At 70.1% G+C, this 25,204-nt stretch carries 21 protein-coding genes; 18 read left to right on the top strand and 3 right to left on the bottom strand.

The window, feature by feature from the left end; translation table 11 throughout:
• Positions 1-477: 477 nt before the first annotated feature.
• The 4 genes from EDF40_RS04310 (at position 478) to EDF40_RS04295 (ending at position 4,941) form a co-directional block, all read left to right on the top strand.
• On the top strand, positions 478-1,752 hold the full coding sequence (locus tag EDF40_RS04310) for a glycine betaine/L-proline ABC transporter ATP-binding protein (RefSeq protein WP_123339073.1): 1,275 nt from the start codon (positions 478-480) through the stop codon (positions 1,750-1,752).
• Positions 1,749-2,738, top strand: coding sequence for a proline/glycine betaine ABC transporter permease (locus EDF40_RS04305; RefSeq protein WP_123338998.1), 990 nt, complete (start codon positions 1,749-1,751; stop codon positions 2,736-2,738). The genes EDF40_RS04310 and EDF40_RS04305 overlap by 4 nt, the downstream gene beginning before the upstream one ends.
• A gap of 11 nt (positions 2,739-2,749) precedes the next feature.
• Complete coding sequence (locus tag EDF40_RS04300) at positions 2,750-3,667, top strand: glycine betaine ABC transporter substrate-binding protein (protein ID WP_221180449.1); 918 nt, start codon at positions 2,750-2,752, stop codon at positions 3,665-3,667.
• Positions 3,668-3,777: 110 nt separating this feature from the next.
• Complete coding sequence (locus EDF40_RS04295) at positions 3,778-4,941, top strand: mechanosensitive ion channel family protein (protein ID WP_123338999.1); 1,164 nt, start codon at positions 3,778-3,780, stop codon at positions 4,939-4,941.
• Between the two features lie 88 nt (positions 4,942-5,029).
• On the opposite strand, the gene EDF40_RS04290 is transcribed toward EDF40_RS04295, so the two are convergent.
• Positions 5,030-5,221, bottom strand: a complete 192-nt coding sequence (locus EDF40_RS04290) for a hypothetical protein (protein ID WP_111085947.1) — start codon at positions 5,219-5,221, stop codon at positions 5,030-5,032.
• Positions 5,222-5,314: 93 nt separating this feature from the next.
• Between EDF40_RS04290 and EDF40_RS04285 the strand changes: the two genes are divergently transcribed.
• The gene (locus EDF40_RS04285) at positions 5,315-6,466 is read left to right on the top strand and encodes an SLC13 family permease (RefSeq protein ID WP_123339000.1); all 1,152 of its coding nucleotides are present in this window, start codon (positions 5,315-5,317) and stop codon (positions 6,464-6,466) included.
• A gap of 43 nt (positions 6,467-6,509) precedes the next feature.
• On the opposite strand, the gene EDF40_RS04280 is transcribed toward EDF40_RS04285, so the two are convergent.
• Positions 6,510-7,481: a magnesium transporter CorA family protein gene (locus EDF40_RS04280; protein WP_123339001.1), complete on the bottom strand. Its 972-nt coding sequence runs from the start codon at positions 7,479-7,481 to the stop codon at positions 6,510-6,512.
• A 68-nt stretch (positions 7,482-7,549) separates the two neighbouring features.
• Entirely contained in the window at positions 7,550-10,033 is a 2,484-nt protein-coding gene (locus EDF40_RS04275; protein WP_123339002.1) for a hypothetical protein, read from the bottom strand.
• 135 nt (positions 10,034-10,168) lie between these two features.
• Here EDF40_RS04275 and otsA point away from each other — a divergent pair, with 135 nt between their 5' ends.
• The 13 genes from otsA to EDF40_RS04210 all read left to right on the top strand — a co-directional run bounded on the left by otsA (position 10,169) and on the right by EDF40_RS04210 (position 24,738).
• The gene (otsA, locus tag EDF40_RS04270; protein WP_123339003.1) at positions 10,169-11,761 is read left to right on the top strand and encodes an alpha,alpha-trehalose-phosphate synthase (UDP-forming); all 1,593 of its coding nucleotides are present in this window, start codon (positions 10,169-10,171) and stop codon (positions 11,759-11,761) included.
• Entirely contained in the window at positions 11,754-12,536 is a 783-nt protein-coding gene (gene otsB, locus EDF40_RS04265; RefSeq protein ID WP_123339004.1) for a trehalose-phosphatase, read from the top strand. The genes otsA and otsB overlap by 8 nt, the downstream gene beginning before the upstream one ends.
• 92 nt (positions 12,537-12,628) lie before the next feature.
• Entirely contained in the window at positions 12,629-14,323 is a 1,695-nt protein-coding gene (gene ilvD, locus EDF40_RS04260) for a dihydroxy-acid dehydratase (RefSeq protein WP_123292267.1), read from the top strand.
• 47 nt (positions 14,324-14,370) lie between these two features.
• A complete protein-coding gene (locus EDF40_RS04255) occupies positions 14,371-16,194 on the top strand; it encodes an acetolactate synthase large subunit (RefSeq protein WP_123339005.1) in 1,824 nt (607 codons plus the stop codon).
• Positions 16,191-16,691, top strand: a complete 501-nt coding sequence (ilvN, locus tag EDF40_RS04250; protein ID WP_022907763.1) for an acetolactate synthase small subunit — start codon at positions 16,191-16,193, stop codon at positions 16,689-16,691. Before EDF40_RS04255 ends, ilvN begins: the two co-directional genes overlap by 4 nt.
• Before the next feature lie 51 nt (positions 16,692-16,742).
• Positions 16,743-17,768: a ketol-acid reductoisomerase gene (ilvC, locus tag EDF40_RS04245; protein ID WP_111085939.1), complete on the top strand. Its 1,026-nt coding sequence runs from the start codon at positions 16,743-16,745 to the stop codon at positions 17,766-17,768.
• Positions 17,769-17,980: 212 nt separating this feature from the next.
• Entirely contained in the window at positions 17,981-19,171 is a 1,191-nt protein-coding gene (locus tag EDF40_RS04240) for a mannitol-1-phosphate 5-dehydrogenase (RefSeq protein WP_123292269.1), read from the top strand.
• Between the two features lie 61 nt (positions 19,172-19,232).
• Positions 19,233-19,697, top strand: a complete 465-nt coding sequence (locus EDF40_RS04235; RefSeq protein ID WP_111085937.1) for a hypothetical protein — start codon at positions 19,233-19,235, stop codon at positions 19,695-19,697.
• Positions 19,694-20,074 carry a hypothetical protein gene (locus EDF40_RS04230; protein ID WP_123339006.1) on the top strand — a complete coding sequence of 127 codons (381 nt, stop codon included), beginning with the start codon at positions 19,694-19,696 and terminating at the stop codon, positions 20,072-20,074. Before EDF40_RS04235 ends, EDF40_RS04230 begins: the two co-directional genes overlap by 4 nt.
• Positions 20,075-20,152: 78 nt before the next feature.
• Positions 20,153-21,742, top strand: coding sequence for a phosphoglycerate dehydrogenase (gene serA / locus EDF40_RS04225; protein WP_123339007.1), 1,590 nt, complete (start codon positions 20,153-20,155; stop codon positions 21,740-21,742).
• Positions 21,742-22,812, top strand: a complete 1,071-nt coding sequence (locus EDF40_RS04220; RefSeq protein ID WP_123339008.1) for a 3-isopropylmalate dehydrogenase — start codon at positions 21,742-21,744, stop codon at positions 22,810-22,812. The genes serA and EDF40_RS04220 overlap by 1 nt, the downstream gene beginning before the upstream one ends.
• A 15-nt stretch (positions 22,813-22,827) precedes the next feature.
• Positions 22,828-23,937 carry a branched-chain amino acid aminotransferase gene (locus tag EDF40_RS04215; protein WP_123339009.1) on the top strand — a complete coding sequence of 370 codons (1,110 nt, stop codon included), beginning with the start codon at positions 22,828-22,830 and terminating at the stop codon, positions 23,935-23,937.
• 30 nt (positions 23,938-23,967) lie between these two features.
• Positions 23,968-24,738, top strand: coding sequence for a fumarylacetoacetate hydrolase family protein (locus EDF40_RS04210; protein ID WP_111085932.1), 771 nt, complete (start codon positions 23,968-23,970; stop codon positions 24,736-24,738).
• Positions 24,739-25,204 lie beyond the last annotated feature (466 nt).

The raw sequence follows: 25,204 nt of genomic DNA, 5'->3' as shown, positions 1-25,204 counted from the left end.
GTAACAGGACGGTCACGATCGCGATCCCCATGTGCGTGGGCGACACGCCGACGACGGGGTACAGCGGTGCCGGGATTCCGGCGGACGTCGATTGTGATCGGGGGACAGGAGACCGTTAGGTTTGAACGTCCCCACAGGCCCGACGGCCGGGGGCACGACGACCAGAACGCGTCCGCGGCCAGCAGCGCCGCAGCCGTACGGTCGGCCGGACCGGGACCGCCCCGAGCGTGGTCCCCGCGTGCGTGATCGCTCGCCCTGCGCCGTTGCGCGGGCTCGACGTGGCCGCGCGCACCGTCCCGGACGACCCGTTCGCAACCACACCGTCGCCGCACGTGCGCTCCGTCCGCCGTGGCGACGCGAGGAGCCCAGTTGTCCATCGCACCACCCCAGAGCCGGCACACCCCGTCGCCGGACCCCACCGGCACGTCCCCGGACCCCACCACGTCGCCGGCGGTCAGCGTCCGCGACGTCTACAAGGTGTTCGGCCGCCGACCGGCCGACGCCGTCCGCCGCCTCGCCGCCGGCGCCACCCGCGACGAGGTCCGCGAGCAGGGATCCGCCGCGGTCATCGACGCGTCCTTCGACGTCCGACCCGGCGAGATCTTCGTCGTCATGGGGCTGTCCGGCTCCGGCAAGTCCACCCTCATCCGGATGCTCAACGGCCTGCTCGAGCCCACCGCCGGCAGCGTCGAGATCGGCGGCCGCACGGTCACCGGCGCGACGCCGAAGGGGATCCGCGACATCCGCCGGTCCAGCGTGTCGATGGTCTTCCAGCACTTCGCCCTGCTGCCGCACCGCACCGTGCTCGAGAACGTCGCGTACGGCCTCGAGGTGAACGGTGTCGACAAGACGACGCGCCTCGCGAAGGCCCGTGAGGTCATCGACCTGGTCGGCCTGGACGTCTGGGCCGACGCGAAGCCCGACGAGCTGTCCGGCGGCATGCAGCAGCGCGTCGGCATCGCCCGCGCCCTCGCCGCCGAGACCGACGTCCTGCTGATGGACGAGGCGTTCAGCGCGCTCGACCCGCTCATCCGCCGTGAGATGCAGGAGCAGCTCGTCGACCTGCAGCAGCGGCTCGGCAAGACCATCGTCTTCATCACGCACGACCTCAACGAGGCCATGTTCCTGGGGGACCGCATCGCCGTGATGCGCGACGGCCGGATCGTGCAGATCGGGTCGCCGGAGGAGATCCTCACCGACCCGGCGAACGACTACGTCGCCCAGTTCGTGCAGGACGTCGACCGTGCCCGTGTGCTCACCGCCGCGAGCGTCATGGAACCGGCCCGCGCCACCGTCCCGCTGACCGTGGGTCCTCGTGGCGCACTGCGCACCATGCGCGACCTGCAGACGGCCGCGCTCTTCGTCACCGGTCGTGGCCGGAAGCTCGAGGGCTGGGTCCGCGACCGCCACGTGATGCGCCAGGTGAAGGCTGGCGACACGAACCTCGATGCCATCGTGAACACCGAGTACGCGCGGGTCGCCCCCGACACGGCGCTGACCGACCTGTTCGAGCTCGCCGTCGAGTCGCCCCTGCCGATCGCCGTCGTCGACGACGAGCAGCGCCTGCTCGGCGTCGTGCCCCGCGTCACCCTGCTGGCCGCGCTCGGCAACGTGCCGACCGCGACGATGCCGATCCCGGTCCTCGAACCGGTCACCCGCATCTCCGACTCCGACATGGACTCGACCCTCGCCGCGACCGGCGAGACGCCTGCCCACACCGGCGAGCCCGCCATCGAAGGAGACCACGCATGATCACCCCCGGTACCAACTCCTTCGGTGACTTCCACCTGCCCCTCGGCAGCTGGGTCGCCGCGGTCGTCGACTGGATCACGACCTACCTGTCCGGCTTCTTCGACGTCGTCCGCTACGTGTTCACGTGGATGGACGCGTGGATGGAGTACTTCCTCTCCACCCCGCCGTTCTGGGCCGTCGTCGCGGTCCTCGTCGTGCTCGCGTTCCTGGCGAAGGGCTGGAAGCTCGCGCTCGGCGCTGCCATCGGTCTGCTGTTCATCGTCAGCGTCGGGCAGTGGACGAACGCGATGAACACGCTCGCGCTCGTCGTGGTCGCCGCCGGCCTGGCCGTCGTCCTCAGCATCCCGCTCGGGGTGTGGGCCGCCCGGTCCGACGCCGCGAGCCGGATCATCCGCCCGGTCCTGGACTTCATGCAGACGACCCCGGCGTTCGTCTACCTGATCCCGGCGCTGCTGCTGTTCCGCGTCGGCGTCGTCCCCGGCATCGTCGCGACGATCGTCTTCGCGATGGCCCCCGGCGTCCGGCTCACCGAGCTCGGCATCCGCGGGGTCCCGAGCGAGGTCGTCGAGGCCGGTGCCGCCTTCGGGTCGAGCCCGTGGCGCATCCTCCGTCAGATCCAGCTGCCGTTGGCGAAGGCCAGCATCATGGCCGGCGTCAACCAGGTCATCATGCTGTCGCTGTCGATGGTCGTCATCGCCGGCATGGTCGGCGCTGGCGGCCTCGGCGAGCAGATCGTCGCCTCCCTGAACCGCATCGACGTCGGTCTCGGGGCGGAGGCCGGTCTGTCGGTCGTGGTCCTGGCGATCCTGCTGGACCGCCTGACCGCAGCGCTCGGCGGCGACGCGAGTGGTGCCTCCCGGCCGTGGAAGCGCGGGCGCAAGCCCACCGTGACCGCGACGCCGAACGCGGCGACCGCCCAGACCGCCGCCACCACCGAAGCAGCCCCGGCCGACCGCCGGCGCGAGCCGCAGACGACCAGCGCGTGAGGAATGACCACATGATGAAGCGAACCAAGCGCACCCTCGCGGCAGCCGCGCTCGCCGCGGCGACCGCCGTCGGCCTGTCCGCCTGCATGCCGCCCGGCTACTACGGTGCCTCCGGCACCGTCGACAACGGTGACCAGAAGTCGATGCACGTCGTCGTCTTCAACGGTTGGGACGAGGACACCGCCGCCAGCTACCTCTGGAAGCACGTGTTGGAGCAGAAGGGCTACGACGTCCAGCTCACGAACTCCGACGTCGCACCCGCCTACACCGGCCTCGCGTCCGGCGACTACGACGTCGTGTTCGACACCTGGCTGCCGAACACGCACAAGGAGTACATGGACACCTACGGCAAGGACCTGACGGACCTCGGCGCCTGGAACGAGCAGGCGTCGCTGGAACTGGCGGTGCCGGAGTACTCGGACATCGACTCGATCGACGAGCTCAAAGCGCACGCGTCCGACTTCGGCAACAAGATCATCGGCATCGAGCCCGCCGCCGGTGAGACGAAGGTCGTGTCCGACCAGGTCATCCCGCAGTACGGCCTGGACGGCATGGACTTCATCACGAGTTCGACGCCGGCGATGCTCGCCGACCTCAAGGCCTCGATCGCGAAGAAGGAGGACGTCGTCGTGACGCTGTGGCGTCCGCACTGGGCGTACGACGCCTTCCCGATCAAGGACCTGAAGGACCCGAAGGGTGCGCTCGGCAAGAACGAGGAGATCCACACGATCGCCAAGAAGGACTTCGAGCAGGACTTCCCGCAGGCGTCGAAGTGGATGGAGGACTTCTCGATGGACTCCGACACCCTCTACTCGCTCGAGAACGCGCTCGTGAACAGCGGCGCGAAGGCCAGCGAGTACCCCGCGATCACGGAGAAGTGGGCTTCCGAGCACCAGGACTTCGTCGATTCGCTCACGTCCGGCAAGTAGTCAGCAGGTCGGACAGGAGGCCCGGTGCGCGTCGTGCGCACCGGGCCTCGGTCGCGCGCGGGGCCGGTTTTCCTGAACGACGCCTGTCGTTTCGTTGCTTGCATGGAGGGATGGACATCCTCCTCCGACTCCTGGTCGCGATCGGGTTCGCCCTCCTCATCACCGCCGTCGCCGCGGTCGTCCTGCACCTGGTGCTCCGGACGGTCGCGCGACGGGAGCGGTGGGCCGGCGTGCTCTCGCGCCGGGCGAAGCACCCGTTCCGCACCACCCTGCTCGTGGTCCTGCTCTGGATCGCGTTCACCTCGAGCGTCCCGCGCGACGCCGACGCGTACCCGTGGCGCGACGAGGTCGTGCACGGGTTCCTCATCGTCACGATCGCGGTGGGCTGCTGGCTGGCGTGCCAGATCGCGATCTTCCTCGAGGACCTCGGCCTGCACCGGTTCCGCATCGACGTCCCCGACAACCGGCAGGCCCGCCGCATCCGCACGCAGGTCCTCATCATCCGGCGGCTGACGGTCGCCGTGCTCGTCATCATCGCCGTCGGCGCGATCCTGCTCACCTTCGACGGGGTCGAGGCCGCCGGCGCGAGCGTGCTCGCGAGCGCCGGACTCATCTCGGTCGTCGCGGGTCTGGCGGCGCAGTCGACGCTCGGCAACGTCTTCGCGGGCATGCAGCTCGCGTTCTCCGGGTCGATCCGCGTCGACGACGTCGTCGTGGTCGAGCAGCAGTGGGGGCGGATCGAGGAGATCACCCTGACCTACGTGGTCGTGCACCTGTGGGACGACCGGCGCTTCGTCCTGCCGTCGACGTACTTCACGAGTACCCCGTTCGAGAACTGGACGCGCACGAACAGCGAACTGCTCGGTGCCGTCGAGATGGACCTGGACTGGCGGGTCCGGCCGGGCGAGATGCGCGAGGAACTCGACCGGATCCTCGACCGCACCGAGCTGTGGGACCGCCGCGTCAAGGTGCTGCAGGTCACCGACGCCGTGCAGGGGTACGTGCGGGTGCGGGTCCTCGCGACGTCGCACGACGCACCGTCGCTGTTCGACCTGCGCTGCTACATCCGCGAGGAACTCGTCGAGTGGATCCAGCGCACCCACCCCGACGCCCTGCCGGTCCAGCGCGTGCTCATGGTCGACGAGACGGCACCGCGGCGGCGCACGGCGTCGACCGCTGCCGACTCGGCGCTGTTCGCGCCGGGGCAGGAGGACCGCGCGGCACTCTTCACCGGCCCGATCCAGACGTCGGACATCCCGCCTGCGGAGCGCTGACGGGCTCGGGACCCGACACGGGACGGACGGGAGGCCCGGTGCCAGCTGGCACCGGGCCTCCCGTCCGTCGTGTGGTCGCGGCCTGGACCTACGGCTGGCGCGCCTTGACGGCGCGGTCGTCCTCGACCACCGTGCCGATCGCCACGATCGTGGTCGCGATCCACGCGACCCACGTCAGGGCGAGCCGCCAGTCGCGGGGTCCCTGGCGGGTGGTCTGGAGCACGCTGTAGCCGCTGATGAGCGAACTCCACACCGCACCGTTGAACATGAACTTGCGCACAGAGGCCTCCTGTCGTCGTGCTGCCAACGCTACCGGTCAGTACATTGGAGCGCCGCCGGACACCCTGCCCGGCGCACTCGTGGAGGAGCGCCCGTGCGTCAGGCCGTCATCGGAGCAGTGCTGCTCGTCATCGGCGCGGTGTGCGTCGCGCTCGGACTGCTGCCACTCGACGACCTCGGGGTCCTGGCCGAGCGGGTCCTGCCCGTCCTCGGGTTCGTCCTCGGGCTGACGATCGTCGCCGAGCTCGCTGCGGACGCCGGGGTGTTCGACCGACTCGCCGACGTCGCGGCACGTGTCGGCGGCGGACGCACCATCGGGCTGTGGGGCGCGGTCGTCGTCCTCGCCGTGCTCTGCACGGTCTTCCTGTCGATCGACACGACCGCGGTGCTGCTCACCCCGATCGTGATCTCACTGGCGCGCCGGGTCGGGCTGCCGCCGATGCCGTTCGCGCTCACCACCGTCTGGCTCGCGAACACCGCGTCCCTGCTGTTGCCGGTGTCGAACCTGACGAACCTGCTCGCCGTCGACCGGATGGGCCTCGGCGGCCCGCTGCCCTTCGCCGGGCTGATGGCCTGGCCCGCCGTCGCCGGGGTCGTCGTGCCGTGCGCCGTCCTGCTCGTGGTGTTCCGCGGCAAGCTCTTCGGGCGCTACACGCCGGTGTCGGTGCGGCGTCCGTCCGACCCGGTGTCGTTCTGGGCGGCGTCCGGTGTGCTCGTCGCGCTCGTCGTGGCGCTCACCGCCGGGGTGACGGTCTGGATCGCGGCCGTGGCCGGTGCCCTCGTGCTCGTCGTCGTCGCGGCGTTCCGGTCGCCGGCGGAGCTCCGGCCGTCGCGGGTGCCGTGGTCGACGCTGCTGTTCGCCGCCGGGCTCTTCGTCGTGGTCGAGACCCTGCACAGCACCGGGCTCACCGACCCGATCGTGCGGGCGCTCGGCGACGGCACCGGAACGGGGCCGCTCCTGCTGCTCGGCGCCGGGGGAGCGGTGGCGGCGAACGCGATCGACAACCTGCCCGCGTACCTGGTGCTCGAGCCCGCCGCCGGTCACGAGGCCGTGCGGTACGCGGCGCTCCTCATCGGCGTGAACGCCGGGTGCCTGGTCACGCCGTGGGCCTCGCTCGCCACCCTGCTGTGGCACGCACGGCTGTCGGCCGAGGGCGTGCACCTGTCGTGGGGCAAGTACATGCTGCTCGGGTGCATCGCGGCTCCGCTCACCGTGGTCGCCGGGGTGCTCGCGCTGGCGCTCTGACGCGGGGCCGCTGGGGTGCTCGCGCTCCGACGCGCGGTCGCGGTCAGAGCCAGTCGCGGGCCTTGAAGACGCGGTAGAGCACGAGCGACGACGCGACGATGAGCGCGAGCGATACGTACAACCCGCTCCACGCACCCTCGCCCGGGAACGTCACGTTCTGCCCGAAGAAGCCGGTGATGGCGGTGGGGATCGCGATGATCGCGGCCCAGCTCGTCACCTTCTTCATCACGGTGTTCTGCCGGTTCGACGCCAGGTTGAGGTTCGTGTCGAGGACACTCGAGACGGCGTCGCGCAGTTGCTCGACGGAGTCCGAGATCGACACCAGGTGGTCCTCGACGTCGCGGAAGTAGGGCCGGATGCCGTCCGAGATCGTCTCCGCGTCGCCGTGCAGCAGCGACGCGACGCTGTCGCGGGTCGGGACGACGAGCCGCCGCAGCACGCCGAGGGCCTTGCGGAGGCGGAACGACCGGCGTTGGATCTGCTGTTCGCGGGCGTTGCCCCGCTCGAACAGGTCGTCCTCGAGGTCGTCGATCCGTCGCTCGATGTCCTCCACGGTCTCGGTGGCGTGGTCGACGACGGCGTCGAGCAACGCCCAGACGAGCCACGGCACACCGTGCTCGGCCACGTCGGCGTTCGCGTCGAGCCGGTGCTCCATCGCGGCAGTGTCGACGTCGACGCCGTGGATGGTGACGAGGGCGTGCTCGGTGACGAACGCCTTCACCTCGTGGGTGACGAGCTCACCGTCCTCGCCGAGACCGCCGACGTCGTAGACCACGAGGAACAGGCTGTCGCGGTACCGGTCGAGCTTCGGGCGCTGGCCCTGCTCGACGGCGTCCTCGACGGCGAGGGCGTGGATGCCGAGCTCCTGTTCGACCTGCACGAGGTCGTCGTGCACCGGGTCGGTGTAGTCGACCCAGACGAAGGTGTCCGCGTCGGCGACGAGGTCCGAGACCCGGTCGACCGGGAAGTCCCGTTCCGCCGCGTCGCCGTTCCGCCACGCCCGTGTCCTGACCATGCGCGTCAGCCTAGTGAGACGGCCGGCCCGGGGATCCCAGGCCGGCCGTCGTCGCGTTCGGTGGTGCGTCAGTAGGCGGAGACGAGCTTCCCGTCCTCGACCTTCAGGTACTGGTACACATCGAAGCTGTCCTCGCCGTGCTCCTCGTCCCCGAAGTACGAGGTGTAGTCGTACTCGACGACACCGTCCTTCGTGCTCTGCACCATGACCGTGCCCGAACCGGAGGCCTCGACCTCGACCTCGGGCATCGTCGTGACGTCGTAGCGCACCGCGCCATCAGCGTCGTACGGGCCGTACCAGGGGCACCCGCTCAGCGCGCTGAGGTCGGTCTTCGTGGCGCAGTCGTCGATCAGGTCGGTCACGTACTGCTCGGCGTCCTGCTGCAGCGCCTTCGTGGCGGTGGGGGTGAAGTCGACGTACCCGGACGACGTCGCGCCGACCGACACCTGCTCGGTGCCGCCGGTGAAGTACTTCGTCCCGCCGACCTGCACCTCGTAGGTGCCGGGGTAGGCGAGCGAGGTGAACCGGCCGTCGCTGATCTCGCCGATCTCCTTGCCGCCGACCGTGACCGGGGCACCCTCGAGCACCTCGGACGCGGTCAGGGTGACGGTCTGGGCGAGCGGCTCGGTGACGCGCCACTCGTCCTTCACCAGGAACGCGGTGCCGGTGCGCCGGAGGCTGACCTGGCCGGAGCGGTTCTTGCCGCCCTGGGTGTAGCTGACGGTGGCGAGGGCGCTGTCACCGCTCGTCGAGACGCGGCCGACGCGGATGTCCGACGGACGGTCCTTCGCGCTCTTCAGCACCGCGGTGTCGAGCATGGCGGCGTCGGACGGCACCTCGCTGAGTCGGGCGGCGGTGTCGGCGTCGCCGCTCGCGATGGCCTGCACGTAGGACTTCACGGTCGGAGCCGGACCCCACACGTTGGCACGGAGCACACCGGTGGTGACGGCTCCCGCGATGACGACGACGACCACGGCGCCGCCGGCGATGAGCGAGCGGACCAGGACCTTCTTGGCGCGCGGCGACATCGGAGCGGGCGCGGGAGCGCCGCCGCCGACGAAGGGCTGATCGGGCTGACCGGGGTGGCCGACGCCGGGCGTCGCCGCCCACGCTGCTGCTGCCGGGTCGCCCGCGGGCGCCGCCGACGGGAACGCCGGGTCGGCCGGCGGGAACGCCGGGCCGGCCGGCGGGAACGCCGGAGTCGCTGCCGGGAAGGTCGGTGCGGCCGCCGGGCGCGGGTCCGCTCCGACGAGGCGCGAGGTCCGCAGCACGACGCCACCGCCGAGGCGGGGGAGCAGCACGGGCGCGAGGTACCGTGCCACGGCCTCGATCGCGCCGCCCCACAGCGCGAACACGAGCGGCGTCCACGGTGCGATCCCGATCGAACCGGTCCCGCTGACGGCGCTGATGCCCGTCGCCTGGTAGGACACCAGGCCGGTGCCGAGCACGAAGAGCAGGAGCCCGAGGGCGAACCAGACGACCGGGGTCACGACCCAGTCCAGCGTGGTGCGGAACCGGTCGTTGCGGCGGACGGCGAGTGCGAGGCCCGCGACGACCGAGGTCACGAGGACGAGCAGGACGACGAGCCAGGTCCAGCCGCCGGCACCGCCGAAGACCGACGCCGTGCTGCCCGCCGACCCGAAGCCGGACAGCCCGACGCCGCCGAAGAAGCCGAGGGCGGTGAGGCCGACCGCGACGTTGCCGACGAGCACCGGCAGCGCTGCGCCCCACGAGGGCTGTGCGACCAGGGCGACGACGATGACGACGACCGTCACCAGCACGACGAGCACCGTGAGCTGCGACGCCGCGACGCGCAGCGTGCCGAGGACGCGACCGGCGAACACGTTCCGGCCGAGCAGGGCCGACGGGCGTGCGAGCACCGCGGCGAGTGCGCCGATCACGAAGGCGCCGAGGATGCTGCCGAGGCCGACCGCGTGCACGGGGTCGATGGAGGCGCCGGAGACGGCGGGGAACCGGATGGCGAGGATGCCCGCGGCGGCGTTGGTCAGCACCGTGGTCACCAGCCCGGACAGGACGGCGGTCAGCAGGACCGGGGTGCGCCCGAGGCCGCGGGTGCGGATGCGACGGGTGAGCACGACGGCCAGCACGACCTGCGCGGCGAGCACGAGCGCCGGGACGACCGCGAGCGCGCCCGACCCCGACCCGAGGAAGCCGATCGAGCCGGACAGGTGCAGGCGGCCGAGGTCGGCGAGGGCGACGAGCTGGGCGGGGGTGCCGAGCAGGACGCTGACCCCGGACAGCAGCGACTGGACGTCGGGGGTGCTCCCGGCGCCGAGGTCGGTCCCGGTGCCGGTCGACCCCGACCCGACGGAACCGGATCCGCCCGCTGCCAGCACGGCGACGGTGAGGAGCAGTGAAATCGCAGCGACCACGTAGGCGGCGACCCAGCCGCCGACGGCGGCGAGCACGGCGGCCAGCCAGTCACGGCCGGACACGGACCGCAGCAGGCGACCGAACGCATCCGACGACTGCGGGCCGGGCTGCCCCGGCGGAACGGGCGGGACGGGCGGGTTCGGCGGGTTCTCGCTCATGGCTGGTGGGTCCTCTCCGACCGGGAGGCCGATGCCGCACGCCAGCACCCGTGTCCCCCCGACACGCACCCGCAGCGTACCGGAACCCGCCGATCCGCCGTGAATCCGCTGTCCGGGCGCTGGTAGATTCCCACCGTGTCTGCGCCTTCTCGTTCCTCCACCAAGTACGCCTTCGTCGTCGCCTCGAACCGCCTGCCGGTGGACCGGGTCGTCGACCAGGACGGCAACGAGGGATGGCGGCACTCGCCCGGTGGCCTCGTCACCGCCCTCGAGCCCGTGATGCGCGCGAACGACGGGGCCTGGGTCGGCTGGGTCGGCCAGCCCGAGGTCGAGGTCGAGCCGTTCGACAACGAGGGCATCCACATCGTGCCGGTCCCGTTGTCCGACGACGACGTCGAGGAGTACTACGAGGGCTTCAGCAACGACACCCTCTGGCCGCTGTACCACGACGTCATCGAGCACCCGAGCTACCACCGCGACTGGTGGAACGCCTACAAGCGGGTCAACGAGCGCTTCGCCGCCCAGATCGCCGAGATCACCGAGCAGGACGGCATCGTCTGGGTGCAGGACTACCAGCTGCAGCTCGTGCCGGCACTGCTCCGGGCCAAGCGTCCCGACCTGACGATCGGCTTCTTCAACCACATCCCGTTCCCGCCGGTCGGCATCTACGCCCAGCTGCCCTGGCGCGCGCAGATCCTGGACGGCCTGCTCGGCGCCGACGTCATCGGCTTCCAGCGCCACGACGACGCGAGCGACTTCCTCCGCGCGGTCCGTCACATCAAGGGCTACACGACGAAGGGCCAGACGATCGACGTCCCCGTCGACGACCCGGACGCACCGCGCAGCCGCAAGGGGATCACGGTCCGCCACGTCGAGGCCCGGCACTTCCCGATCTCGATCGACGCCGAGGCCTTCGAGGACATCGCGCGCCGTCCCGAGGTGCAGGAGCGTTCCCGCGAGATCCGCGAGAGCCTCGGCAACCCGAAGACGGTGCTGCTCGGGGTCGACCGCCTCGACTACACCAAGGGCATCCGGCACCGCATCAAGGCCTTCGGCGAGCTCGTCGAGGACGGCCGCATCAAGGTCGAGGACGCCGCCCTCATCCAGGTCGCGAGCCCGAGCCGCGAGCGCGTCGACACCTATGCCACGCTCCGCGACGAGATCGAGCTGAGCGTCGGCCGCATCAACGGCGACCTCGGGGTCATCGGCCACCAACCGATCTCGTACCTGCACCACGGCTACCCGCGCGAGGAGATGGTGGCGCTCTACCTGGCCGCCGACATCATGCTCGTCACCGCACTGCGCGACGGCATGAACCTCGTCGCGAAGGAGTACGTCGCGGCCCGCTTCGACAGCGACGGGGTGCTCATCCTGTCCGAGTTCGCCGGTGCAGCCGACGAACTGAAGCAGGCCGTCATCGTCAACCCGCACGACATCGGCGCCCTGAAGGACAGCATCGAGCGCGCGATCGAGATGCCGCGCCGCGAGCGCTCGACACGCATGCGTGCGCTCCGGAAGCGCGTGCGTGACAACGACGTGGCGCGCTGGTCGCGCTCGTTCCTCGAGGCGCTCGACCGGCACGCGCCGCGGAACGCCCAGCTCGACCCGTCCGCCACCGACCCGGCGGACCGACACCGTGAGGCGCAGACCGACAACATGTCGATCTTCGACCAGGACGCCCAATCCGCCAGGGCTGCCGAGGACACCCGGGAGGCACGTGATGACTGAGACCACCACCGACCAGACCGCCATCGACACGGCTCTCGAGACGCTCGCGGCTGCGCCGCGACTCATCGTCGCCCTCGACTTCGACGGCACGCTCGCGCCGTTCGCCGACGAGCCGTCGCAGGTGGGCGCCCTGCCGGGCTCGTGGGCAGCGGTCCTGACCCTGCACCGCGCGAAGGACACCGAGGTCGTCCTCGTCTCCGGTCGCCCGCTCGGCAGCCTCGCGGCCGTGTCGCACGCGCCGCAGGACATGGCGCTGGTCGGGTCGCACGGCGTCGAGTGGCGCGTGGACGGCCACGACGAGGCTGCCCTGACCGACGACGAGGTCGCCCGGGTCGCACGGATCGGTGCGGCGCTCGACGAGGTCGGCGCGCGGTACCCGGGTGTCGTCATCGAGCACAAGCCGGCCGGCCACGGCGTGCACACCCGTCGCGTGAGCGCCGAGGTCGCCGCGCAGGCGAACGCCGACGCGAGCCGTGCGGCGCACGAGGCCGATGCCGACGTGCTCGAGCGCGGTGGCAAGGACATCGTCGAGTTCGCCGTCCGGCACGTCACGAAGGGCGACGCGATCGCCCGGCTGCGCGAGCTCCACGGTGCCGACGCGGTGTTCTTCGCCGGTGACGACGTCACCGACGAGGACGGCTTCCGCGTGCTCGCCGACGGCGACGTCGGCGTGAAGGTGGGCCCGGGGGAGACCCGTGCCGGGTACCGCATCGCGGACCCGGCGGCGCTGACGGGTGTCCTGAAGCAGCTCGCGAGGATCCGTGCGACGCGCTGACCAGGGTGATCCGGGCCTCCCGGTCGGACTCCAGAACATGCAAGCGCATGTTGTTGTCCAACTGGTATCCCAAAGCGTCCTAGACTCGCTCCATGCCTGATATCGACGTCAAGCCGCGCAGCCGGGTCGTCACCGACGGGATCGAAGCAACCACCTCGCGTGGCATGCTGCGGGCCGTCGGTATGGGAGACGAGGACTGGAGCAAGCCGCAGATCGGCATCGCGTCCTCGTGGAACGAGATCACGCCCTGCAACCTCTCGCTCGACCGCCTCGCACAGGGCGCCAAGGAAGGCGTCCACTCCGGCGGCGGCTACCCGCTGCAGTTCGGCACCATCTCCGTCTCGGACGGCATCTCGATGGGCCACGAGGGCATGCACTTCTCGCTCGTCTCGCGCGAGGTCATCGCTGACAGCGTCGAGACCGTCGTCAACGCCGAGCGCCTCGACGGCACCGTCCTGCTCGCCGGCTGCGACAAGTCCCTGCCGGGCATGCTCATGGCCGCCGCACGCCTCGACCTGGCGAGCGTGTTCCTGTACGCGGGCTCGGTCATGCCGGGCTACGTGAAGCAGGCCGACGGCACGATGAAGGAAGTCACGATCATCGACTCCTTCGAGGGCGTCGGTGCCTGCAAGGCGGGCACCATGTCCGAGGAAGAGCTGAAGAAGATCGAGTGCGCCATCGTCCCGGGCGAGGGTGCCTGCGGTGGCATGTACACGGCCAACACCATGGCGAGCGTGGCCGAGGCCCTCGGCATGTCGCTGCCGGGCTCCGCCGCCCCGCCGAGCGCCGACCGCCGCCGTGACTACTACGCGCACCGCTCCGGCGAGGCCGTGGTGAACATGCTCGAGCACGGGATCACCGCCCGCCAGATCCTGACGAAGGAAGCCTTCGAGAACGCGATCGCCGTGGCGATGGCCCTCGGAGGCTCCACCAACGTCATCCTGCACCTGCTCGCCATCGCCTACGAGGCCGAGGTCGAGCTGTCGCTGGACGACTTCAACCGCATCGGTTCGAAGGTCCCGCACCTGGCCGACATGAAGCCCTTCGGCAAGTACGTCATGGTCGACGTCGACCGCAACGGCGGCATCCCGGTGATCATGAAGGCGCTGCTCGACGCCGGCCTGCTGCACGGTGACTGCCTCACCGTCACGGGCAAGACCGTCGCCGAGAACCTGGCCGAGATCGACCCGCCGGCGCTCGACGGCGAGGTCTTCCGCACGCTCGACAACCCGATCCACGAGACCGGCGGCCTGACCGTCCTGCAGGGGACCTTCGCCCCCGAGGGTGCCGTGGTGAAGACCGCGGGCTTCGACGCCGAGGTGTTCGAGGGCCCCGCGCGGGTGTTCGACCGCGAGCGTGCCGCGATGGACGCCCTCACCGAGGGCAAGATCCAGAAGGGCGACGTCGTCGTCATCCGCTACGAGGGTCCCAAGGGCGGCCCGGGCATGCGGGAGATGCTCGCCATCACCGCAGCCATCAAGGGCGCGGGCCTCGGCAAGGATGTACTACTCTTGACCGACGGACGATTCTCAGGCGGCACAACCGGCCTGTGCATCGGCCACATCGCACCCGAGGCAGTGGACGCAGGTCCAGTTGCCTTCGTGCGCGATGGCGACCGCATCCGTGTCGACATCGCGGCTCGCTCGCTCGACCTACTGGTCGACCCGACCGAGCTGGAGGCCCGCCGTGACGGCTGGGCCCCGCTGCCCCCGCGCTACACCCGCGGAGTCCTCGCGAAGTACGCCAAGCTCGTGAAGTCCGCCGCCCAGGGCGCGGTCACGGGCTAGCGTTCGACACACGCACCATCGCCACCTCTCCAGGCAAGGACCACCTCATGCCCACGGAAGCAACTCCGCTGTCCGCGGCCGCCGGTGCACGCCGGTCGCCGGAGATCCTGACCGGCTCGGGAGCCGTCCTCCGGACGCTCGAGCACCTCGGGATCACCGACGTCTTCGGCCTGCCGGGCGGTGCCATCATCCCGTTCTACGACGAGCTCATGGCGTCGAAGACGATCCGCCACATCCTCGTCCGCCACGAGCAGGGCGCCGGCCACGCCGCCGAGGGCTACGCCTCGGCGTCCGGCAAGGTCGGTGTCGCCATCGCGACGTCCGGCCCCGGTGCGACGAACCTCGTCACGGCCATCGCCGACGCCTACATGGACTCGGTGCCCTTCATCGCGATCACCGGCCAGGTGTTCTCGACGCTGATGGGGACCGACGCGTTCCAGGAAGCCGACATCGTCGGCATCACGATGCCGATCACGAAGCACTCGTTCCTGGTCACGGACCCGGCCGACGTTCCGGCGACCCTGGCCGCGGCGCACCTCATCGCGACGACCGGTCGGCCTGGCCCCGTGCTGGTCGACATCACGAAGGACGCCCAGCAGAAGTCGGCGCCCTACGTCTGGCCTCCCAAGATCGACCTGCCCGGCTACCGACCGGTCACCAAGGCGCACGGCAAGCAGATCACCGCGGCCGCGCAGCTCCTGTCCGAGGCCGAGCGTCCGGTGCTCTACGTCGGTGGCGGCGTGATCCGCTCCCGCGCGACCGCCGAGCTGCTCCGCTTCGCCGAGGCGACGGGGGCGCCCGTCGTGACGACGCTGATGGCACGCGGTGCCTTCCCGGACTCGCACCCGCAGCACCTCGGCATGCCCGGCATGCACGGCACCGTCCCGGCGGTGCTCGGTCTGCAGGACAGCGACCTGATCATCGCGCTCGGTGCCCGCTTCGACGACCGCGTGACGGGCAAGGCCGACGAGTTCGCGCCGAACGCCAAGGTCGTGCACGTCGACATCGACCCGGCCGAGATCTCGAAGATCCGCTTCGCCGACGTCCCGATCGTGGGCGACGCCCGTGAGGTCCTGGTCGACCTGCTCGACGCGTGGGGCGGCATCGCCGTCGACGACCGCGCCTCGACGGCCGACTGGTGGACGAAGCTCCGCCAGCTCAAGGTCGACTTCCCGCTCGGGTACGCCGAGCCGACCGACGGGCTGCTCGCCCCGCAGGCCATCATCAAGCGCATCGGCGAGCTCTCCGGTCCCGAGGCCGTCTACGCCTCGGGTGTCGGGCAGCACCAGATGTGGTCGGCGCAGTTCATCAAGTACGAGCGTCCGAACGCCTGGCTGAACTCCGGCGGCGCGGGCACGATGGGCTACTCCGTCCCCGCGGCGATGGGCGCGAAGGTCGCCCAGCCGGAACGCGTGGTCTGGGCGATCGACGGCGACGGCTGCTTCCAGATGACGAACCAGGAACTCGCGACCTGCGTCATCAACGACATCCCGATCAAGGTCGCAATCATCAACAACTCGTCGCTCGGCATGGTGCGGCAGTGGCAGACGCTGTTCTACGACGGCCGCCACTCGTTCACCGACCTCGAGACCGGTCACGACTCGCGGCGTGTGCCCGACTTCGTGAAGCTGGCGGACGCGTACGGCGCCCTCGGCATCCGCGTCGAGAAGGCCGACGAGGTCGACGCCGCCATCCAGCTCGCACTCGAGACGAACGACCGCCCCGTGGTGATCGACTTCGTCGTGAGCCGTGACTCGATGGTCTGGCCGATGGTCCCGCAGGGAGTCAGCAACTCGTCCATCGAGTACGCCCAGGCCCTCGCACCCACCTGGGACGACGAGGACGCCGACATGACGGGGGAAACCGCATGAGCCACGTCCTGTCCCTCCTCGTCGAGGACAAGCCCGGTCTGCTGACCCGTGTCGCGGGCCTGTTCGCCCGCCGCGGGTTCAACATCGAGTCGCTCGCCGTCGGCAACACCGAGGTCGACGGCCTCAGCCGGATCACCGTCGTCGTCGACGTCGAGGACCTCCCGCTCGAGCAGGTGACGAAGCAGCTCAACAAGCTCGTCAACGTCATCAAGATCGTCGAACTGGACTTCTCGCAGTCCGTCCAGCGCGAGCACATGCTCGTGAAGGTCCGTGTCGACAACCAGACACGGTCGGCCGTGCTCGAGGCAGTGAACCTGTTCCGCGCACAGGTCGTCGACGTCGCGAACGACTCGCTCATCGTCGAGGTGACCGGAGACCCCGGCAAGATCCAGGCGATCCTCCGCGTCCTCGAGCCCTACGGCATCAAGGAGCTCGCCCGTGCGGGACTCCTCGGCATGGGCCGCGGACCGAAGAGCATCACCGACCGGGTGCGCTGACCAGCGGTCCGCCACCCCCACAATCCACCAGAACCAAGGAGACACACCCTCGTGACTGACATCGTGTACGACGCCGACGCCGACCTGACGCTCATCCAGGGCAAGAAGGTCGCCGTCATCGGGTACGGCTCGCAGGGCCACGCCCACGCCCTCAACCTCCGTGACTCGGGTGTCGAGGTCAAGATCGGCCTCAAGGAGGGCTCTAAGAGCCGCCAGAAGGCCGAAGAGGCCGGCTTCGAGGTCCTCACCCCGGCCGACGTCACCGCCTGGGCCGACGTCGTCGTCATCCTCGCGCCGGACCAGGTCCAGCGCATCGTCTACGCCGACGACATCCGTCCGAACCTCAAGCCGGGCGCGACGCTCGTCTTCGGCCACGGCTTCAACATCCGCTTCGGCTACATCGAGGCGCCCGAGGGCGTCGACGTGTCGCTCGTCGCCCCGAAGGGCCCGGGTCACACCGTCCGTCGCGAGTACGAGGCCGGCCGTGGCGTCCCCGTGATCGTCGCCGTCGAGGTCGACGCGTCGGGTTCCGCCTGGGACCTCGCCTGGTCGTACTCGAAGGCCATCGGTGGGCTGCGCTCCGGCGGCATCAAGACGACCTTCACCGAGGAGACCGAGACCGACCTGTTCGGCGAGCAGGCCGTCCTGTGCGGTGGTACCTCGCAGCTCATCCAGTACGGCTTCGAGACCCTGGTCGAGGCGGGCTACCAGCCGCAGATCGCGTACTTCGAGGTCCTGCACGAGCTCAAGCTGATCGTCGACCTGATCTGGGAGGGCGGCCTCACCAAGCAGCGCTGGTCGATCTCCGACACCGCCGAGTTCGGTGACTACGTCTCCGGCCCGCGCGTGATCTCGCCCGACGTCAAGGAGAACATGAAGGCGGTGCTCGCGGACATCCAGAACGGTGCCTTCGCGAAGCGCTTCATCGACGACCAGGACGCCGGCGCACCCGAGTTCAAGGCGCTCCGCGCCAAGGGCGAGGGCCACCCGATCGAGGCGACCGGCCGCGAGCTCCGCGCGCTCTTCGCGTGGAAGCAGAACGACGGCGACTACGTGGACGGCTCGGCAGCGCGGTAGTCTTCCGAGGAACACTCGATGACGAGGCGGCGGTGCAGCCCTTGCACCGCCGCCTCGCGACGTGACCCGAACGTTATGCAGCAGCTCTTCTCCAGCCCCGACGCCGTGGACCGGCGTCCCGTCGGCGTGCGCCCGGACGATGTGCGACAGCCGTCGTCCGCGGTCCGCACGAGCGGTCAGGGGCGGACCGACCAGCATGGGATGATCATCGGATGGCGGTGACGAAACGAGCGGTCCACATCGGCGCCGGCAAGATCGGGCGTGGGTTCGTGGGCCAGTTCCTCGTGGCGAGCGGCTACGAGCTCACCTTCGTCGACGTCGACGACCGTGTGGTGTCCGCGTTGAACGAAGCCGGACGCTTCGTGGTGCACGAGGTCGGCGAGATGCCGGTCGAGCACCTCGTCTACGGCTTCCGGGCGCTCAGCAGCAAGACCGACCGCGACCGCGTGATCCAGGCGATCGCCGAGGCGGACGTCGTGACGACCGCCGTCGGTGCCCGGACGCTCCCGCTCGTCGCACCGCTCATCGCCGAGGGACTCGCGGCACGTCCGCTCGAGCGCGGCGACGTCACGATCGTGGCGTGTGAGAACGCGTTCAACGCCACCGACTCCCTGCACGCGAGCATCCGGCGGGCGCCGGTGCTCGAGGACCGCGACATCGCCGCGGTCTTCGCGAACTGCGCCATCGACCGGATCGTCCCCGACCAGTCCGGCGTGCTCGGGCAGTCCGGCGGCCTCGACGTCGTGCTCGAGCCCTTCTACGAGTGGGTCATCGAGCGCACGCCGTTCCTCGGCTCCGACGCCGAACCCCCGACGATCGAGGGCGTCACCTGGGTCGACGACCTGCAGCCCTTCGTCGAGCGCAAGCTCTACACGGTGAACACCGCGCACGCGACGGCCGCCTACCACGGCTACGTCCGGGGCATCCGGCTCATCCGTGAAGCCCTCGAGGACGACGCCGTCCGTGCCGAGGTCGACGGCGTGCTCGCCGAGACCACCGCGCTCCTTGTTGCGAAGCACGGCTTCGACCCGGAGGACCACGCTCGGTACGTCGCGGCGAACCTGTCGCGCATCGCGAACCCGCACCTGCCCGACACCACCGTGCGCGTCGGACGCAACCCGCTCCGCAAGCTCGGCCGACGCGAGCGCTTCGTCGGTCCCGCCGCGCAGCTCGCCGAACGCGGGTTGCCGGTCGAGCACCTGCTCGGGGCCGTCCGCGTCGCGCTCGCGTTCGACGACGAGAACGACCCGGAGTCGATCGAGCTGCACGCGCTGCTCCGCTCCGGCGCGACGGCGCACGCGCTCACCGAGATCCTCACCGGCCTGATGGAGAGCCACCCGCTCTTCCCCGCCGTGCGCGACGTCGTCGCCGAGGTGCTCGCGACGCAGCCCGCCGACGCCTGAGCGCACCTCCCACCGGGAACCCGTGGTCTCCCCGTGCGCCGGTCCCTCGTAGGATCGAGGCATGAACACGGCAGCATCCCCACCCGACGGGTCGGTCGACCCGGACGTGACGAACGCCGTCGACCACGACGACGAGGCGCTCAGCTGGGGTGACGCCGACGACGCCACCCACGTCGACGCCGCGCACAACCCGGTCGCCGTCAAGGACCGTGGCGACCGCGACCCCGAGGCACCGGAGACCTCCGGCGCCCTCGTCGGGTTCGGCGTGTTCGGTGGGCTCTACCTGCTCTACACGGTCGCCTGGCTGCTGACGGCGTCGACCTCGTACGTCTCGGGTGTCGACACCGTCCTGACGGTCTTCGTCGAGGTGCTCCGGTTCCTCGCCATCCTGGCGCCGGCGCTGTGGTTCACGGTGGTGCTGTGGGCCGCCCGCGGCAGCCGGACCCGGACACGACTGCTCTGGATGCTGCTCGGTGCCGTGGTGCTGTTCCCGTGGCCGTTCCTGCTGACGCGGAGCTTCGGGTGACCGCCGCGACGCCGGCCGGCCGCCGGTCGCGCGGTCCGGTCGTCGGCCGCATCGCGGTCTGGCTCGTGTTCGCCGTGCTGTTCGCCTACATGACGGTGCAGGCGGTGGGGAACCTCACGCAGATCTCGCAGCGGGTGGACGAGTTCAACGCGTTCCTCGCGACCACCTCCGGTGGCGAGTCGCTGCAGGCCAGCACGCCCTGGCTGTGGCTGGTCCTGGACATCCTGATCGCCCCGGTCGCCTTCGTGGTCGCCCTGGTGATCACGCGTCGTGCGCGGCTCGCGGTCACCCTCGCCGTGTTCGTCCTCGCCTTCGCGGCGGCGGGCGCCCTCTGGCTCGACCTGCAGCTGTTCGTGCCGAGCCTGCTGCAGTTCTAGGCGCCCACGGTCGTAACGGGCCGCGCACGTCGATAGCATGGTGGGATACCAACCGTCTCTCGTGAGGAAACAGCAGCTGTGTCGAAGCCGGTCGTCCTGATCGCCGAAGAACTCTCGCCCGCCACGGTCGACGCCCTCGGGCCCGACTTCGAGATCCGGAACGTGGACGGCACCGACCGCCCCGCGCTCCTGTCGGCCCTCGCCGACGCGGATGCCGTGCTGGTGCGTTCCGCCACCAAGGTCGATGCCGAGGCGATCGCCGCGGCCCCGAACCTCAAGGTCGTCGCCCGTGCCGGTGTCGGCCTGGACAACGTCGACATCAAGGCGGCGACCACCGCCGGTGTCATGGTGGTGAACGCGCCGACGTCGAACATCATCTCCGCCGCCGAGCTCACCGTCGGGCACATCCTGTCGCTCGCCCGCCACATCCCGGCCGCGCACGCGTCGCTCGCCGCCGGTGCGTGGAAGCGCTCGTCGTACACCGGCGTCGAGCTCTACGAGAAGACCGTCGGCATCATCGGTCTCGGCCGCATCGGCGCGCTCATCACGCAGCGCCTGCAGGCCTTCGGCGTCCAGGTGATCGCGTACGACCCCTACGTCACGACGGCCCGCGCCCAGCAGCTCGGGGTCGAGCTCGTCTCGCTCGACGACCTGCTGCGGCGTGCCGACTTCGTCACGATCCACATGCCGCGCACGCCCGAGACCCTCGGCATGATCTCGGACGACCAGTTCGCGCTCATGAAGCCGACGGCGTTCGTCGTGAACGTCGCCCGCGGCGGCCTGATCGACGAGGACGCCCTGCACCGTGCACTGACCGCGAACACCATCGCGGGTGCCGGTCTCGACGTCTTCGTGTCGGAGCCCCCGAAGGACTCCCCGCTCGTCTCACTGTCCAACGTCGTCGTCACGCCGCACCTGGGTGCCTCGACGGACGAAGCGCAGGAGAAGGCCGGCGTCTCGGTCGCCAAGTCGGTGCGTCTCGCCCTCGGCGGCGAGCTCGTGCCGGACGCGGTCAACGTCGCCGGCGGCGTCATCGACCCGTACGTCCGCCCTGGCATCCCGCTCGTCGAGAAGCTCGGCCAGGTCTTCACGGCCCTCGCCACGTCGCCCGTCACGAGCATCGACGTCGAGGTCCACGGCGAGCTCGCCGAGTACGACGTCAGCGTGCTCAAGCTCGCGGCGCTCAAGGGCGTCTTCACCGACGTCGTTAGCGACCAGGTCTCCTACGTCAACGCCCCGCTCATCGCGGAGCAGCGCGGTGTCACCGTGCGGCTCATCACCGAGACCGACAGCCCCGAGTACCGCAACGTGCTCACGATCCGCGGCGCCCAGTCCGACGGCCCCGCGATCAGCGTCTCCGGCACGCTCACCGGCCCCAAGCAGGTCGAGAAGCTCGTCGAGATCAACGGGCACGACGTCGAGGTCCCGCTCGACCGGCACCACGTCGTCATGGAGTACGTCGACCGCCCGGGCATCGTCGCGGTCTACGGCAAGGAGTTCGGTGAGGCCGGCATCAACATCGCGGCGATGCAGATCTCGCGCGAAGCCGCCGGCGGCCAGGCGCTCAGCGTCCTCACCGTCGACTCGCCGGTGCCCGCCGAGATCCTCGAGCACGTCGGCCGGGCGATCGACGCCTCCTCGCTCCGCGAGATCGACATCACGCTCTGATGGCCGTCCGGACGCTCCAGCTCGCGGTGATCCGCGGGGACGGCATCGGTCCAGAGGTCGTCGACGAGGCCCTCAAGGTCCTGCACGCCGTGACCCCGGACGACCTCGTCATCGAGGAGACCCCGTTCTCCCTCGGTGCGACGCGCTACCTCGAGACGGGCGACATCCTCACCGAGGACGACATGTCCGCCATCGCGTCGCACGACGCGATCCTGCTCGGAGCGGTCGGCGGGGACCCCCGCGACCCCCGGCTCGCCGGCGGGATCATCGAGCGTGGGCTCCTGCTGAAGCTGCGCTTCGCGTTCGACCACTACGTCAACCTGCGTCCGACCAAGGTCCACGACGCCGTCGCGACGCCGCTCGCCGACCCGGGTGCGGTGGACTTCGTCGTCGTGCGCGAGGGCACCGAGGGACCGTACGTCGGCAACGGCGGCGCCATCCGCACGGGCACGCCGCAGGAGATCGCGACCGAGGTCTCGCTGAACACCGCGTTCGGTGTCGAGCGGGTCGTCCGCTACGCCTTCGACCTGGCGAACCGTCGGGTACGGAAGCACCTCACGCTCGTGCACAAGAGCAACGTCCTGGTGCACGCCGGGGCCCTGTGGCAGCGCACGGTCGCGGCCGTCGGAGCGGAGTTCCCAGACGTCACGGTGGACTACCAGCACGTCGATGCGGTCACCATCCACATGGTGCGGGATCCTGCTAGGTTCGACGTCATCGTCACCGACAACCTCTTCGGCGACATCATCACCGACCTGGCCGGCGCGATCAGCGGCGGCATCGGTCTGGCGGCCTCGGGCAACATCAACCCGGACGGCACCTTCCCCAGCATGTTCGAGCCGGTCCACGGCTCCGCGCCGGACATCGCGGGTCAGCAGAAGGCCGATCCCACGGCCGCCATCCTCTCCGTCGCACTGCTGCTCGACCACATCGGTCGCAGCGACCTCGCGACGGCGGTGACGCGGGCCGTCGAGGCGGACCTGGCAGACCGGGGCACCACGCAGCGTCGCACGGCCGAGATCGGCGACGCCATCGCCGCCGCGGCCACGGCACGCACCACCACCGCCTGAGAAGGAGCCCTCCCCATGAGCACCGACACCGCCTTCGGACTCGAGTTCGCCACCACCCCGTCCGCGGACCGTCGCGCCGCCGCCGAGCGCGAGGAGATCCTCGCCGACCCGGGCTTCGGCAAGCACTTCACGGACCACATGGCCACCGTCGAGTGGACGCTCGACGGCGGTTGGCACGGTGCCTCGGTCCACCCCTACGGCCCGCTCTCGCTCGACCCGAGCGCCAGCGTGCTGCACTACGCGCAGGAGATCTTCGAGGGACTCAAGGCGTACCGGCACGCGGACGGGTCGGTGTGGTCCTTCCGCCCGGACGCCAACGCTCGTCGGTTCCAGCGGTCGGCCCGTCGGCTGGCGCTGCCGGAACTGCCGGTCGAGGCCTTCGTCGAGTCGATCCGGCAGCTCGTGCAGACCGACGTCGACTGGGTGCCGTCCGCGCCCGAGACGAGCCTGTACCTCCGGCCGTTCATGATCGCGACCGAGTCGTTCCTGGGGGTGCGTGCTGCGCAGGCGGTGGCGTACCACTGCATCGCGAGCCCGGCCGGGGCGTACTTCACCTCGGGCCCGAAGCCGGTCTCGATCTGGCTCTCGACCCAGTACGCCCGCGCCGGCAAGGGCGGGACCGGTGCCGCCAAGACCGGTGGCAACTACGCGTCGTCGCTGCTGCCCCAGCAGGAGGCCTACGAGCACGGGTGCCAGCAGGTCATGTTCCTCGACTCGGTCGAGGGCAAGTACCTCGAAGAGCTCGGGGGCATGAACGTCGTGCTCGTGAAGTCCGACGGCACGCTCGTCACGCCGGACTCCGACTCCATCCTCGAGGGCATCACGCGCGACTCGATCCTGCAGTTGGCAGAGGACCGCGGGCTCACGGTCGAGAAGCGCCGGGTGACCCTCGACGAGTGGCGTGACGGTGTGGCCGACGGCTCCATCACCGAGGCGTTCGCCTGCGGGACGGCCGCCGTCGTGACCCCGATCGCGGAGCTCCGCGGCGAGGGCTTCACGATCGGTTCGCCGACCGAGGGCGCCGGGGAACTCACGATGTCCCTGCGCGACGAGCTCACCGACATCCAGTACGGCCGTCGTCCCGACCCGCACGGGTGGATGACGAAGCTGACCGACGCGTCCTGATCGACGTGCGAGCGTGGGTAGGGTCGAACGGTGAAGATCGCACGGTTCAGCAGCAAGGGTGAAGACCCCCGGTACGGCATCCTCGACGAGCGGCACCTGGTGGTGCTCGCCGGAGACCCGATGTACCAGGGGTTCGAGACCACGGGGGAGCGTGTCGCACTCGCCGACGCCAAGCTCCTCGCCCCCGTCATCCCGCGGTCGAAGGTCATCGGGGTGGGGCTCAACTACCTCGAGCACGCCTCGGAGATGGACGAGCGCGCCGGCGACGACCCGGTGGTGTTCCTCAAGCCGAACACCTCGGTGATCGGACCCGACGAACCCATCCGTCTGCCGGCGGACATCGGCCGCGTCGACCACGAGGGCGAACTCGCCATCGTGATCGGATCGCTCGCCAAGAACGTCCGGCGCGAGGACTTCGCGAGCGTCGTGCTCGGGTACACGATCGCCAACGACGTGACCGCCCGCGACCTGCAGGCCCGCGACGGCCAGTGGACCCGTTCGAAGGGGTTCGACACCTTCTGCCCGCTCGGTCCGGTGATCGAGACCGAGATCGACCCGTCGGACATCCGCATCGAGACCCGCGTGGACGGCGACCTGCGCCAGGCGGGCTCGACGAACGAGATGGTCCACGACATCCCCTCGTTGGTCGAGTTCGTGTCGTCGATCTGGACCCTGCTGCCCGGTGACGTCATCCTGACCGGTACCCCCGCCGGGGTCGGCCAGATCCGCGACGGCGAGGTCGTCGAGGTGACGATCTCGGGCATCGGCACGCTCAAGAACCCGGTGATCGCGCGCCACTGACCTGGCTCGTCACCACGACGGCCCGTTCCCCCTCGGGGGAGCGGGCCGTTCCGCGTGCGGGGCCGTTCCGGGCGACACGCCCGGGATGCGGCCTGGCTTGGCGCAGCCGTTCGTCCCTGCGTAAAGTAATCACTCGTTGCCACGGCGGCGGAGAACGGAACGGCTGAGACGGTCACTGGGTTTACCCGGGGATCTTGTCCGCCACGGTTCTTCCCCGGGCAGCGGATTCACCAGCCTCTCTGGCGGAGCATCTTCGGGTGTCGAGCGGGGGAGTGCGTCTGGTCCTTGAGAACTCAACAGCGTGCACATTGTCAATGCCAATTTATTGATTGACCTCGTGCCTGGGCAGCTTCGGTTGTTCAGGTCATGAAGCAATTCCTTTTGGATTGAAGATTGTCAGTAGACAGTCAACAGTCAGAATCAACTCGGTCTGATGCCCTTTGGGGTGTTGGGTCTGTATTTTTTT

Source organism: Curtobacterium sp. PhB170, assembly GCF_003752345.1.
Classification (GTDB): domain Bacteria; phylum Actinomycetota; class Actinomycetes; order Actinomycetales; family Microbacteriaceae; genus Curtobacterium.
This window is presented reverse-complemented; position numbering and strand designations above follow the sequence as displayed.